At 61.8% G+C, this 13,931-nt stretch carries 11 protein-coding genes and 1 pseudogene; 3 read left to right on the forward strand and 9 right to left on the reverse strand.

What is annotated here, in order from left to right:
• Positions 1-241 precede the first annotated feature (241 nt).
• Complete coding sequence (locus tag QMX97_RS00105; protein WP_010207573.1) at positions 242-1,582, forward strand: hemolysin family protein; 1,341 nt, start codon at positions 242-244, stop codon at positions 1,580-1,582.
• A 31-nt stretch (positions 1,583-1,613) separates the two neighbouring features.
• Here the strand turns inward: QMX97_RS00105 and QMX97_RS00110 are convergent, their stop codons facing one another.
• The 9 genes and pseudogenes from QMX97_RS00110 to QMX97_RS00150 form a co-directional block, all read right to left on the reverse strand.
• The gene (locus QMX97_RS00110; RefSeq protein ID WP_282395502.1) at positions 1,614-2,285 is read right to left on the reverse strand and encodes a M23 family metallopeptidase; all 672 of its coding nucleotides are present in this window, start codon (positions 2,283-2,285) and stop codon (positions 1,614-1,616) included.
• A 55-nt stretch (positions 2,286-2,340) separates the two neighbouring features.
• A pseudogene (locus QMX97_RS00115) lies at positions 2,341-2,490 on the reverse strand (XRE family transcriptional regulator); the annotation flags it as partial.
• An 81-nt stretch (positions 2,491-2,571) separates the two neighbouring features.
• On the reverse strand, positions 2,572-3,480 hold the full coding sequence (locus QMX97_RS00120) for a response regulator (protein ID WP_282395504.1): 909 nt from the start codon (positions 3,478-3,480) through the stop codon (positions 2,572-2,574).
• A 168-nt stretch (positions 3,481-3,648) separates the two neighbouring features.
• Complete coding sequence (gene phoU / locus QMX97_RS00125) at positions 3,649-4,410, reverse strand: phosphate signaling complex protein PhoU (protein WP_025856390.1); 762 nt, start codon at positions 4,408-4,410, stop codon at positions 3,649-3,651.
• Positions 4,411-4,525: 115 nt separating this feature from the next.
• A complete protein-coding gene (gene pstB, locus QMX97_RS00130) occupies positions 4,526-5,359 on the reverse strand; it encodes a phosphate ABC transporter ATP-binding protein PstB (protein ID WP_065902553.1) in 834 nt (277 codons plus the stop codon).
• A gap of 93 nt (positions 5,360-5,452) precedes the next feature.
• Complete coding sequence (gene pstA / locus QMX97_RS00135) at positions 5,453-7,123, reverse strand: phosphate ABC transporter permease PstA (RefSeq protein ID WP_065902554.1); 1,671 nt, start codon at positions 7,121-7,123, stop codon at positions 5,453-5,455.
• A gap of 15 nt (positions 7,124-7,138) precedes the next feature.
• Positions 7,139-9,172, reverse strand: a complete 2,034-nt coding sequence (locus tag QMX97_RS00140; RefSeq protein ID WP_177343931.1) for an ABC transporter permease subunit — start codon at positions 9,170-9,172, stop codon at positions 7,139-7,141.
• Positions 9,173-9,556: 384 nt separating this feature from the next.
• Complete coding sequence (locus QMX97_RS00145; protein WP_065902556.1) at positions 9,557-10,543, reverse strand: phosphate ABC transporter substrate-binding protein PstS; 987 nt, start codon at positions 10,541-10,543, stop codon at positions 9,557-9,559.
• A gap of 243 nt (positions 10,544-10,786) precedes the next feature.
• On the reverse strand, positions 10,787-12,076 hold the full coding sequence (locus tag QMX97_RS00150; protein ID WP_065902562.1) for an MFS transporter: 1,290 nt from the start codon (positions 12,074-12,076) through the stop codon (positions 10,787-10,789).
• 466 nt (positions 12,077-12,542) lie between these two features.
• On the opposite strand from QMX97_RS00150, the gene QMX97_RS00155 reads away from it, so the two are divergent.
• Together QMX97_RS00155 and QMX97_RS00160 are read left to right on the forward strand one after the other, a co-directional pair.
• Positions 12,543-12,947, forward strand: a complete 405-nt coding sequence (locus QMX97_RS00155) for an acyl-CoA thioesterase (RefSeq protein WP_003176975.1) — start codon at positions 12,543-12,545, stop codon at positions 12,945-12,947.
• A gap of 57 nt (positions 12,948-13,004) precedes the next feature.
• Positions 13,005-13,904 carry a D-hexose-6-phosphate mutarotase gene (locus QMX97_RS00160; protein ID WP_282395511.1) on the forward strand — a complete coding sequence of 300 codons (900 nt, stop codon included), beginning with the start codon at positions 13,005-13,007 and terminating at the stop codon, positions 13,902-13,904.
• Positions 13,905-13,931 lie beyond the last annotated feature (27 nt).

Here is a 13,931-nt window from a genome sequence, read left to right on the forward strand (position 1 = left end):
GAGCGGGCTTGCTCGCGAATGCGGTCGGCCAGCGACACATGGGTTGACTGACCCACTGCATTCGCGAGCAAGCCCGCCCCCACGTTGGATTTGTGTTGTTGTGGAGAGGGCATTCCAAGTCCCGCCGGGCAGTGGGCACTAGGCAAGCGCCCCGTCAGCCGCTACATTGGCCGACTTGCGCCTGTCTTTCAGGCCCACCTGCCACCCCTAATTGAACACACGGAACCTGCAAAACCCCATCATGGACCCTTCCCCTGGTATCACCCTCGCTACACTCTTCGCCGACTTCGGCATGATTCTTTTTGCACTGATCCTGGTACTGCTCAACGGTTTCTTCGTTGCGGCGGAGTTTGCCATGGTCAAACTGCGCGCCACTCGGGTCGAGGCCATCGCCCACAAGAACGGCTGGCGCGGGCAGATCCTGCGCACCGTGCACAGCCAGCTCGACGCCTACCTGTCGGCCTGCCAGCTGGGTATCACCCTCGCCTCCCTGGGCCTGGGCTGGGTCGGTGAGCCGGCCTTTGCACACATCCTCGAGCCGCTGCTGGGCGCCGTGGGCGTCGAGTCGCCGGAAGTGATCAAGGGCGTGTCGTTCTTTGCTGCGTTCTTCGTGATTTCCTACCTGCACATCGTGGTCGGCGAGCTGGCGCCCAAGTCCTGGGCGATTCGCAAGCCCGAGCTGCTGTCGCTGTGGACGGCAGTGCCGCTGTACCTGTTCTACTGGGCCATGTACCCGGCCATCTACCTGCTCAACGCCAGCGCCAACGCCATCCTGCGCATCGCCGGCCAAGGCGAGCCTGGCCCGCATCACGAACACCATTACAGCCGTGAAGAACTCAAGCTGATCCTGCACTCCAGCCGTGGCCAGGACCCGAGCGACCAAGGCATGCGCGTGCTGGCCTCGGCCGTGGAAATGGGCGAACTGGAAGTGGTCGACTGGGCCAACTCCCGGGAAGACCTGGTCACCCTGGACTTCAACGCGCCGTTGAAGGAAATCCTCGCGCTGTTCCGTCGCCACAAATTCAGCCGCTACCCGGTGTATGACGCGGTGCGCAACGAGTTCGTGGGCCTGCTGCACATCAAGGACCTGCTGCTCGAACTGGCAGCCTTGGACCACATTCCCGAATCGTTCAACCTGGCCGAGCTGACTCGTCCGCTGGAGCGTGTGTCGCGGCACATGCCGCTATCACAACTGCTGGAGCAGTTCCGCAAAGGCGGCGCGCACTTCGCCCTGGTCGAAGAAGCCGATGGCAAGATCATCGGCTACCTGACCATGGAGGACGTGCTTGAAGTGCTGGTCGGCGATATCCAGGACGAACACCGCAAGGCCGAGCGCGGCATCCTCGCCTACCAGCCCGGCAAACTGCTGGTGCGTGGCGACACGCCGTTGTTCAAGGTGGAGCGCCTGCTGGGTGTCGACCTCGACCACATCGAAGCCGAAACCCTCGCCGGGCTGATCTACGACACCCTCAAGCGGGTGCCGGAAGAGGAAGAAGTGCTGGAGGTTGAAGGCCTGCGGATCATCATCAAGAAGATGAAAGGGCCGAAGATCGTCTTGGCCAAAGTCCTGCTGCTGGACTGAGCCACCCCAAACCCCTGTAGGAGCCCGGCTTCTACAGTCCCGCGGCGAAGTTGGGCAATGTACCGACGGGCTGGTTGAACTCATACGGGATCGACACCAGCCCGGCCTCGGTGCCCTGCTGCACCACGAAGTGCAGATGCGGGCCGCTGCTGTTGCCGGTATTGCCCGACAGCGCCAGCAGGCTTCCCACCGCGACACGCTGCCCCACCCGCACGCTGACCGACCCTTGCTTGAGGTGCAGGTACACGCCCTGGGTGCCGTCATCGTGCTGCACGCGCACGAAATTGCCGGACGCATCGTTACCGCGCCCGATCTGGCTGTTCTCGGTCTTCACTACCGTACCGCTGCGCGCCGCAATGATTGGCGTGCCTTCGGGCATGGCGATGTCCATGGCGTAGCGGCTCTTGGCGTCGGTGTGGCTGAAGCCGCCGTTGGGGCCTTGGGTCAGGCGGAACGGACCGCCACGCCAGGGCAAGGGGTAGCGGTAGGCTGGTCGTGGGTAAACTGCGCGTGGCCTTTGCAAAAGCGGCCTTCGCACAGGCTCGACCCTGCGTTCCTGGATCACGAACGCCTGGGACCCCGGTGTATGTCGATCGCTGAAAAACACCGCGCCATTGGCATCGGTGGATTGATAGAGGGTCATGGCCAGGGTCGAGGTGGCGACCGTGGCCAGCATGCAGAACAGCAATAGGCGAAGGAGCATGACGCAAACCTGCCAGGATGACTGAACGGCAGGCTAGCAAGGCTTGATGACAGCTTTAGGCTGGCAGTCCGTTGAAACCGATACCCACGTTTATCCGGGCCGCCGCCGACAAATTGACCCGCGCATCCAGAGACAGTTTGTCGATCTTGCCAGTGAGGACGTGGTTAAGACGGGGCTGGCTGATCCGAAGTCTTAGTGCAGCCTGCAAGAGCGCCGACTGAAAACCGACTGTCCGTCGGGCATCGAGCGCGAATCAGACAACCGGTCGACTCCGGTATTCAGGGGGTCACGCGCCCGGCACGAAGTGCTTCTGCGCGGTGCCGCGGGCGATCAGGCGGGAGATGTAATCGAGCTTCTGCGCGTCCTGGTCGATAAACCGGAAGGTCAGTTGCAGCCAGTCGCTATCAGGCTTGGGTTCGAAGGCGACGACGGCGTGCAGGTAGCCATTGAGGCGGGCGATTTCAGCGTTGTCGCCTTGTTCAAGGTCGAGCACGGCACTTTCCAATACCTGCGGCAGCACTTCACCGCGACGCACCACCAGCAGCGCTTCCTTGATGCTCAGCGCCTTGATCACACATTGCTGGTTGCCACTGGACAGGCGCAATTGGCCCTGGCCACGACCACCCGCCGGCGAGGCGGCAGGCGCTTGCACCGGTGGGCTGTTGAGCAGGCCTTTGCTGGGCACCGGGGCAGCCGCTGCAACCGGGGCCGCGCGCACGGCTTCGGGCTTGCCGCCGGTCAGGGCGCTGAGGGAGTCGTTGCCAAAGGCCGAGTTCATCTTGGTCGGCGCACTGGCGATCAATGCGTCGAGACGCCCGATCTTGTGCAGCGCCTGCTTGACCTTGTTCAGCAACTGCTCGTTGGTGAACGGTTTGCTGACATAGCCGGAAACCCCGGCCTGGATGGCCTGGACCACGTTTTCCTTGTCGCCGCGGCTGGTCACCATCACGAACGGCATGGCCTTGAGGTGCGCTTGCTCGCGGCACCAGGTCAGTAGCTCAAGCCCGGACATCTCGGGCATTTCCCAGTCGCACAGCACCAGGTCGAAGGTCTCGCGCATCAGGATGGCCTGGGCCTTTTTGCCGTTCACCGCATCTTCGATCTTGATCCCGGGGAAGTAGTTGCGCAGGCACTTCTTCACCAGGTCGCGAATAAACGAGGCGTCATCCACCACCAATACACTGACTTTACTCATCGACCCTATTTCCTATAAAAACCGCGGCACGCAGAACGCCTGACTGATGGCATTTTGCCAAAACTCTGTAGTCACGGCGGGACTTTCTTTGACCCGACGCGCAAAAAATCCAGCTGCCACAAACAAAAACGCCCGGCCAAGGGCCGGGCGTTAATTTCTCGGGCAACCTTACTTATCGTCAGTTTCGCCCGGAACATTAGGGATTAGATCGGCTGACCCTTCAACTTCAGCCTTCATGCGCTTGAGGCCCATGTGCCGCACGTCGGTCCCGCGAACCAGGTAAATCACCAGCTCGGAGATATTGCGTGCGTGGTCGCCGATGCGCTCCAGCGAACGCAGGACCCAGATGATGCTCAAGACCCGCGAGATAGAGCGCGGGTCTTCCATCATGTAGGTGGCCAGCTCGCGCAGCGCGGTCTTGTATTCGCGGTCGATGATCTTGTCGTACTGGGCCACCGACAACGCCAGCTCGGCGTCGAAGCGGGCGAATGCGTCGAGGGCATCGCGCACCATGTTGCGCACCTGGTCGCCAATGTGGCGCACTTCCACGTAACCGCGTGGCGCTTCGCCTTCTTCGCACAGCTGGATGGCGCGCCGGGCGATCTTGGTGGCTTCGTCGCCGATGCGCTCCAGGTCGATCACCGACTTGGAAATGCTGATGATCAAACGCAGGTCGGACGCCGCCGGCTGGCGACGGGCCAGAATCCGCAGGCATTCTTCGTCGATGTTGCGTTCCATCTGGTTGATCTGGTCGTCGATCTCGCGCACTTGCTGGGCCAGGCCCGAGTCAGCCTCGATCAGCGCGGTGACTGCGTCGTTGACTTGCTTCTCCACCAGCCCGCCCATCGCCAGGAGGTGGCTGCGCACTTCCTCAAGCTCGGCGTTGAACTGCGCGGAGATGTGGTGGGTAAGGCCTTCTTTGCTAATCATGCGTTTGCTCCGCAAAAGCTGTAAGCCGCAAGCTAGAAGCTGCAAGCTGATGTGTGTCGTTCCATTGAGCTGCTTTTACTTGCCGCTTGAAACCTGCGGCTTGCAACTGCCGCTACTAGCCATAACGACCGGTAATGTAGTCTTCGGTCTGCTTCTTCGCCGGATTGGTGAACAGCGTATCGGTGTCGCCGAATTCCACCAGCTTGCCCATGTACATGAACGCGGTGTAGTCGGAAACCCGCGCCGCCTGTTGCATGTTGTGGGTCACGATGACGATGGTGAACTTGGACTTGAGCTCGTAGATCAGCTCTTCGACTTTCAGCGTCGAAATCGGGTCGAGTGCCGAGCACGGCTCGTCGAGCAGCAGCACTTCCGGCTCCACCGCGATGGTACGGGCGATCACCAGGCGCTGCTGCTGACCACCGGACAAGCCGAGTGCCGAGTCGTGCAGGCGGTCCTTGACCTCGTCCCACAGCGCCGCGCCCTTGAGGGCCCACTCAACCGCTTCGTCGAGGATGCGCTTCTTGTTGATGCCCTGGATGCGCAGGCCGTAGACCACGTTTTCGTAGATGGTCTTGGGGAACGGGTTGGGCTTCTGGAACACCATGCCTACCCGGCGACGCAGCTCGGCGACGTCTTCGCCCTTGCGGTAGATATTGGTGCCGTAGAGGTTGATGGCGCCGTCCACGCGGCAACCGTCGACCAGGTCGTTCATGCGGTTGAAGGTGCGCAGAAGCGTCGACTTGCCGCAGCCCGAGGGGCCGATGAACGCCGTCACGCGCTGCTTGGGGATGTTCATGCTGACGTCGAACAGCGCCTGCTTTTCACCGTAGTACAGGCTCAGGCCCGGCACTTCAATGGCCACGGTTTCCTGGGCCAGGTTCAGGCCCTGCTTGTCGCGACCCAGGGCAGACATGTTGATGCCGTGGGAATGGGTGTCGTGTTGCATGGTCTCACTCCGTTCGTAGCTGCCAGCTTCTAGCTGCAAGCTGCAAGATTTGGGCAAAAGCGGCTCGTAGCTTGCCGCTTGTGGCTAATAGCTTTAGCTGTCCAACGCTTTGTATTTTTCGCGCAGGTGGTTGCGAATCCACACCGCCGACAAGTTGAGCGTGGCAATCACCAGCACCAGCAGCAAGGCGGTGGCGTACACCAGCGGCCGCGCGGCTTCGACGTTGGGGCTCTGGAAGCCGACGTCATAAATATGGAAGCCCAAGTGCATGATCTTCTGGTCCAGGTGCAGGTAGGGGTAGTTGCCATCCAGCGGCAGCGACGGCGCCAGTTTCACCACGCCCACCAGCATCAGCGGCGCCACTTCACCGGCGGCACGGGCCACGGCGAGGATCATGCCGGTCATCATCGCCGGGCTGGCCATCGGCAGTACGATCTTCCACAGCGTTTCCGCCTTGGTCGCGCCGAGTGCCAGGGACCCTTCGCGCACAGTGCGAGGAATCCGCGCCAGGCCCTCTTCGGTGGCCACGATCACCACCGGCACCGCCAGCAGCGCCAGGGTCAGCGAGGCCCACAGCAGGCCCGGCGTACCGAAGGTCGGGGCCGGCAGGGCTTCGGCGAAGAACAGACGGTCAACCGAGCCACCCAGTACATACACGAAGAAGCCCAGGCCGAACACGCCGTAGACGATGGCCGGTACGCCGGCCAGGTTGTTCACGGCGATCCGGATAACGCGGGTCAGGGTGTTCTGCTTGGCGTATTCACGCAGGTACACCGCTGCCAGCACGCCGAACGGGGTGACGATCATTGCCATGATCAGGGTCATCATCACGGTGCCGAAGATAGCCGGGAAAATCCCGCCCTCGGTGTTGGCTTCCCGTGGGTCATCGCTGAGGAATTCCCAGACCTTGCTGAAGTAGAAGCCGATCTTGGTCAGTGTACCCATGGCGTTCGGCTGGTAGGCGTGAACGACTTTGCCGATGCCGATTTCGACTTCCTTGCCGTTCGCATCACGCGCCGTCAGGGCATCGCGATTGAACTGGGCGTGCAGGTCGGCCAGGCGTGCTTCGATGTCCTGGTAACGGGCATTCAGCTCGGCGCGACCGGAGTCCATGTCGGCCTGGGCGGCGGCGTCGAGCTTGCCTTCCAGTTCCAGTTTGCGGCCATGCAGGCGGATGCGTTCAAGCCCGGCGTTGATCGCGCCGATGTCAGATTTTTCGAGTGTCTTGAGCTGGGCAGCGAGCTTGTTGACGCGGTCGACCCGCGCCTGCAGCTCCGGCCAAGCGGCGTCGCCTTCGGCGATGACCTTGCCATCCTGCTTGACGTTGACCAGGGTGCCGTAGAAGTTGCCCCATTCACGACGCTCGATGGTCATCAAGTTCGCCGGCGTGGTCTGGTCCTTGAGCCACTCGCCGACAATCCAGGTGAAGTCATTGCCGTTCAGGTCGCGGTTGCCGACCTTGATCAGCTCGCGGGTCATGAATTCCGGACCCGCATCCGGCACCGGCAGGCCCGCGCTTTTCAGGCGCTCGCGCGGCACTTCTTCTTTCTGCACCACTTCGCCGATGACGATATGGTTAGCCTGGCCCGGCACGTCGTAGTTGGCCTGGATCAGGTCGGCCGGCCAGAAGTGGCCCAAGCCACGCACTGCAATCACGGCCAGCAAACCAATGGTCATGATGACCGCGATGGACACTGCGCCACCGCTGATCCAGACGCCGGGGGCGCCGCTCTTGAACCATCCATTCAGGGAGTTCTGTTTCACAGACTTCTACCTTTCTTAAAGCGACGAGTATTTCTTGCGCAGACGCTGACGAATCAGCTCGGCGAGGGTGTTCATGACGAACGTGAACAACAGCAGCACCAGCGCCGAGAGGAACAGCACGCGGTAATGACTGCCGCCGACTTCCGACTCGGGCATCTCCACCGCGACGTTGGCTGCGAGTGTGCGCAGGCCTTCGAACAGGTTCATCTCCATCACCGGCGTGTTACCGGTGGCCATCAGCACGATCATGGTCTCGCCGACGGCGCGGCCCATGCCGATCATCAGGGCCGAGAAGATGCCCGGGCTGGCGGTCAGGATCACCACGCGGGTCATGGTCTGCCACGGCGTGGCACCCAGGGCCAGCGAGCCCAGGGTCAGGCCGCGCGGCACGCTGAACACGGCGTCTTCGGCGATCGAGTAGATGTTCGGGATCACCGCAAAGCCCATGGCCAGGCCGACCACCAGGGCGTTGCGCTGGTCGTAGGTGATGCCCAGGTCGTGGGAGATCCACATGCGCATGTCGCCGCCGAAGAACCAGGTCTCCAGGTACGGGCTCATGTACAGCGAGAGCCAGCCCACAAACAGGATCACCGGGATCAGGATCGCGCTTTCCCAGCCGTCCGGCACCCGCAGGCGCAGCGACTCAGGCAGGCGGCTGAAGACAAAACCGGCCACCAGGATGCCAATCGGCAGCAGCATCAGCAGGCTGAAAATCCCCGGCAGGTGCCCTTCCACATACGGCGCCAGGAACAGGCCAGCGAAGAAGCCAAGGATCACCGTCGGCATCGCTTCCATCAGCTCGATCACCGGCTTGACCTTGCGGCGCAGGCTCGGGGCCATGAAGTAGGCGGTGTAGATCGCGGCGGCAACCGCCAGTGGCGCGGCCAGGAGCATCGCGTAGAACGCGGCCTTCAGGGTGCCGAAGGTCAGCGGCGCAAGGCTCATCTTGGGTTCGAAATCGGTGTTGGCGGCGGTCGATTGCCAGACGTATTTAGGCTCGTCGTAGTTTTCGTACCAGACCTTGCTCCACAACGCGCTCCAGGACACTTCCGGGTGCGGGTTGTCCAGCACCAGCGGCTGCAACTTGCCGCCGGCTTCGACGATCACGCGGTTGGCGCGTGGCGACATGCCGAACACGCCCTGGCCGTCGACCACCGGGTCCACCAGCAAGGTGCGGTGCGCGGTGCTGTGGAACACGCCGAATTTGCCGGACGCATCCAGGGCGGTGAAGCCTTTGCGACGTTGTTCGGCGGTAATCTCGACGATAGGCGCCGTGCCCATCTGGAACGTGCGGATCTGCTTGAAGCGCTGCTCGCCATCCGGGTCACGGGCCATGAACCACTGGGCCAGGCCGCCCTTGGAGTTACCGATGATCAGCGAGATGCCGCCCACCAACTGGGTGCTGGCGGTAATTTCGGCAGTGCCATCTTCCGACAATTTGTAGCGCCCGTTGAGGCTGTTGTCGCGCAGGCTGAAGACATCCGCAAGCGCGCGACCGTTGATCACGTACAGCCACTGCTGGCGCGGATCGATGAAAATTGCCTTCACCGGCTCGGTCATCTGCGGCAGCTCGATGCGCTTCTGCTCGCTGGTGACTTCGCCAGTCATCATGTTTTCTTCACGGCTCAGGGTCAGCACGTTCAAGTGCGAACCGGCGGAGCCTGCAACGACCAGGGAGGAGTCGGTGGCGTTGAGGGCCACATGCTCCAGCGCGCGACCGGCGTCGTCGAGCACGATCGGGTTTTCGCCGTAAGGGTATTCAATCGCCGGGGTGATGGTTTTCTTGCCGTCCGGGTAGGACACCTTATAAGTGTGGCGGAACACCAGGGACTGGCCATTGGACAAACCGAGGATCACCAGCGGGCTGCCGGGCTGGTCTTCACCGATGGAGGCAACACGGGTGCCGGCGGGCAGTGGCAGGTCGACACGCTTGAGCTCGGCACCGGTCTCGACGTTGAAGAACAGCGCCTGGCCCTTGTCGGAAACCCGCATGGCGACTTGGTTCTGTTCTTCCAGGGAGATCATCAGCGGCTTGCCGGCGTCCTGGATCCAGGCCGGGGTCAGGGCGTCTTCCTTGGTCAGCGAGGCGCCCTGGAACAGTGGCGCGACGACATAGGCCAGAAAGAAGAAGATCAGGGTAATGGCGCCGAGGACGGCGAGGCCGCCTACCAGCACGTACCAACGGGTCAGGCGATCCTTGAGGGCGCGGATGCGGCGCTTGCGTTGCAGCTCAGGCGTATTGAAATCAATGCGCTTGGGAGGGGAAGTCGTCGTCATGGTGGAATTGGCCAGATCATTCATGCGCACACCCTAGCGATCCTGTATGACAGAAAGATGACAGTGCAGTGACGCAACAAGTCCGCCGCGAAGCAAAGCTGGCAGCGGACTAGAAAATTCGGATGCGGAGCCGGCAGGCCGGCCCCGCAGAGGCAATCAGTTGCCTTCTTTCAGACCCAGGTCAGCCAGGGCCTTGGCGGCAACTTTGGCTGGCAGTGGGATGTAGCCGTCTTTCACTACAACTTCCTGGCCCTGTTTGGACAGAACCAGCTTCACGAACTCGGCTTCCAGCGGGGCCAGAGGCTTGTTCGGGGCTTTGTTGACGTAAACGTAGAGGAAACGCGACAGCGGGTATTTGCCGTTCAGGGCGTTTTCTTCGCTGTCTTCGATGTAGTCAGTGCTGCCTTTCTTGGCCAGGGCCACGGTCTTCACGCTGGCGGTCTTGTAGCCGATGCCCGAGTAACCGATGCCGTTCAGCGAGGAGCTGATCGACTGCACGACCGACGCCGAGCCCGGTTGTTCGTTCACGTTTGGCTTGTAGTCGCCTTTGCACAGGGCTTCTTCCTTGAAGTAGCCGTAGGTGCCGGATACCGAGTTACGACCGAACAATTGCACTGGCTTGTTGGCCAGGTCGCCAGTCACACCCAGGTCACCCCAGGTTTTCACGTCGGCTTTGCCACCGCACAGACGCGTCGAGGAGAAAATCGCATCGACTTGTTCCATGGTCAGGTGCTGGATCGGGTTGTCCTTGTGCACGAATACCGCCAGGGCATCCACGGCAACCGGGATAGCGGTTGGCTTGTAGCCGTACTTCTGCTCGAAGGCCGCCAGTTCGGTGTCCTTCATCTTGCGGCTCATCGGGCCCAGGTTGGAGGTGCCTTCAGTCAGCGCAGGTGGCGCAGTAGCGGAGCCGGCAGCTTGAATCTGGATGTTGACGTTCGGGTATTCCTTTTTGTAGGACTCAGCCCACAAAGTCATCAGGTTCGCCAGAGTGTCGGAACCAACGCTGGACAAGTTGCCCGATACGCCAGTGGTCTTGGCGTAAGCCGGAATTGCCGGGTCAACACCAGCGGCCACCGCGTGGGCGGTCGCAACGCCAGCAGCGACAAAAGTCATTGCCGCCATCAAACGCTTCAGTTTCATGCCTTGCTCCTAGCAGATAGGGATAGTTGGATCGGGGCCAAGTATCGAGAGGCCGTGTGAACACTCTATGTCTGCAATGTGACAATTAGATGAAAGGCCACTATCGAGAGGAGCGCAGGCTACGAAGGCAGAAACATTGAATTGTGACGAGGCAGCCTGCTCCCGCAGGACTGCGCAGCACTGCCTTTTTCAGGGCCGCTGCGCGAGCCAGCTTCCTCGCCACACTGGGTGATCGGGCGGGTCTTAGCGCCCGCGCTTCCACAGGAACCCACCCACAACCATCCCCATCACGCACAGGACAGCAACATAGTAGGCCGGGCCCATCGGGCTTTCCTTCATCAGCAGCGACACCGCCAGCGGCGTCAGGCCGCCGAATATGGCGTAGGCGACGTTATAGGAGAACGACAACCCACTGAAACGCACCACCGGCGGGAAGGCCTTGACCATGACATACGGCACCACGCCGATGGTGCCGACGAACAAACCGGTCAAGGCGTACAGCGGGAACAGCCAGTCGGGGTGGGCGATGAGGCTGTGGTACAGCGTCCAGGAGGTCGCCAGCAGCAGGGCACAACCGAAGATCAACACACGCCCGGCGCCGAAACGGTCGGCCAGCGCGCCGGAGGCGATGCAGCCCAGGCTCAATGTGACGATTGCCAGGCTGTTGGCCTGCAGCGCCACGGTCGCGCTGAAGTGATAGACGGTCTGCAACACGGTCGGGGTCATCAGGATAACCACGACGATGCCGGCCGAGAGCAGCCAGGTCAGCAGCATCGACAACACGATGGCACTGCGGTGATCACGCAGCACGGCGCGCAACGGCAGCTCGGCGGCCAGGGTCTTGCGTTGCTGCATCTCGGCGAAGATCGGCGTTTCATGCAGCCAGCGGCGCAGGTACACCGACAGCAGGCCGAACACACCGCCGAGCAGGAACGGGATGCGCCAGGCGTAATCCGAGACCTGCTCCGGGCTATAGATAGTGTTGATTGCGGTGGCCACCAGCGAGCCCAGCAGGATCCCGGCGGTCAGGCCGCTGGTCAGGGTGCCGCAGGCGTAGCCGATATGGCGCGGTGGCACGTGCTCGGAAACGAACACCCAGGCGCCCGGTACTTCGCCGCCAATCGCCGCGCCCTGGATGACGCGCATCAGCAGCAACAGGATCGGCGCCCACAGGCCGATCTGCGCGTACGTCGGCAGCAGGCCCATGATCAGGGTCGGCACGGCCATCATGAAGATGCTCAGGGTGAACATCTTCTTGCGGCCCAGCAGGTCACCGAAGTGCGCCATGATGATGCCGCCCAACGGACGCGCCAGGTAGCCGGCGGCGAAGATGCCAAAGGTCTGCATCATGCGCAGCCATTCGGGCATGTCCACGGGGAAGAACAGTTTTCCGACCACGGTGGCGAAAAACACGAAAATAATGAAATCGTAAAATTCCAGCGCCCCGCCCAAGGCAGACAGCGACAGGGTTTTGTAGTCGTTGCGGGTCAGCGGGCGCGAAGGTTGCGCACTGCTTGCGGGCACGGAGGACATGGCAAGGCTTCTCTTATTAGTCAGGACGGCAGATCCGGGGTGCTGGCTGCGCCAGGGCGGGTTCGGCAAGATAGCAAATCGCTTGGAAAAGCACAGCGGTGAGCTGATAACAGTTCCAGTGGGCAAATTATCCCCGGTGACCGCACATTAACCGCAATCAGAAGCACAGTTGCCGGAAAAAGCCGCGATACAGCCGCGAATTGCCGACCAAATGAGTGCCCAGAGGTCGTCGTGGCGCATGTGTCTCGATATACTCGGCCCTTGCAAGCGCAGAACCCCAGTCTTGAGGGGCTGCTGTGCCAAAACGTCGTTGGGTGCCATCCAGCCGATTTGGCAGAGTTTCCCTTTTAGTACGCCTTACGAGAAACGCATCACGCGGTGTATGTTGGTGCTGAAACGTTTTTCCAGAAGACGGCTATCCACTTGAAATACCCATGAAGCGTCACGGGTCAGAGGCACCCTCGGCATGATCGAACTCGAACAAGAAGATCCTATCCCGCAAGGCGATCTCGCCTTGCAAATCACCGCCCTCCCGCGTGAAACCAACGGTTTCGGCGACATCTTCGGCGGCTGGCTGGTCGCGCAGATGGACCTGGCGGGTACCGCCATGGCCAGCAAGGTCGCGGGTGGCCGCGTGGCCACCGTGGCGATTGATCGCATGGCGTTCCTGGTCCCGGTGGCGGTGGGCGCGCAGCTTTCCTTCTATACCCAGGCCCTGGAAATCGGCCGCAGCTCGATCCAGATGATGGTCGAAGTGTGGAGCGATGACCCGCTGTCCAGCGAATGGCGCAAGGTCACCGAGGCGGTGTTCGTGTTCGTCGCCATCGATGGCAGCGGCCGCACGCGTTCGGTCCCGTCGCGCGCGCGTTAAACCTCATCGGGTTTTGACGGTCAATTGCCCCATTGCCTGCCATAAAGAGTGCTGTGTATGCCTACGCCCCACGTTGAAACCGTGAAAATCGACGAGCTGGATTGCTGGCACATTCGCCACAACGGCGCCGAATTGAAAGTCGCCCGACAAGGCGCGCACATCTTCAGTTACCAACGCGCAGGCGAGCAGCCGCTGATCTGGCCGAATCCTGAGGCGGTGTTCAAGCAAGGCAAAGGCATTCGCACCGGCGTTCCGGTGTGCTGGCCATGGTTTGGCGTGTTTGACCGCAATCCGCAAAGCGTCAAGGCAATGCGCCAGAGTGACCAGCCCGCCGGCGCCCACGGTTTTGTGCGCACCGCCCTGTGGGAACTGGCCGCGACGGAACTCGAAGGCGAAACGCTGCGGGTCGACCTGGTGTTGCCGGTGCCTGCGGGAGGCTTCCCCGGCTGGCCGCATCAGGTCGACCTGAAACTGAGCCTGCGGCTGGACGACCAACTGCATATCCACCTGACCAGCCACAACCGCGGCACTGATACCGTGACGCTCAGCCAGGCGCTGCACACCTACTTCGCCGTGAGCGATGTGCGCAACGTGCAGGTCGAAGGCCTGGACGGTCTGGCGTACATCGATACCGCCGACGGCTGGACCGAGAAGACGCAATCGGGCCTGCTGCACTTCACCGCCGAGACGGATCGCATCTACCTCGACACGCCGCCCCAGCTGACTATTGTCGACAAAGACTGGCAGCGCCGCATCCAACTCACCGCCGAGGGCTCGAAGTCGACGGTGATCTGGAACCCCTGGACCGAACGCGCCAAGGCGTTTGATGACATGGCCGATGATGGGTGGACAGGCATGCTGTGCATCGAGACGGCGAATGTGCTGGATGATGTGGTGAGCCTGGCGCCGGGCGAAAGTCATACCCTGGGTGTGAGCATCAAAGCGCTAGCCCTGTAAACCCGAACCCGTAGGAGCTGGCTTGCC

The sequence above is a fragment of the Pseudomonas sp. PS01298 genome, assembly GCF_029959745.1.
In the GTDB taxonomy this organism is placed as follows: Bacteria; Pseudomonadota; Gammaproteobacteria; order Pseudomonadales; family Pseudomonadaceae; genus Aquipseudomonas; species Aquipseudomonas aylmerensis.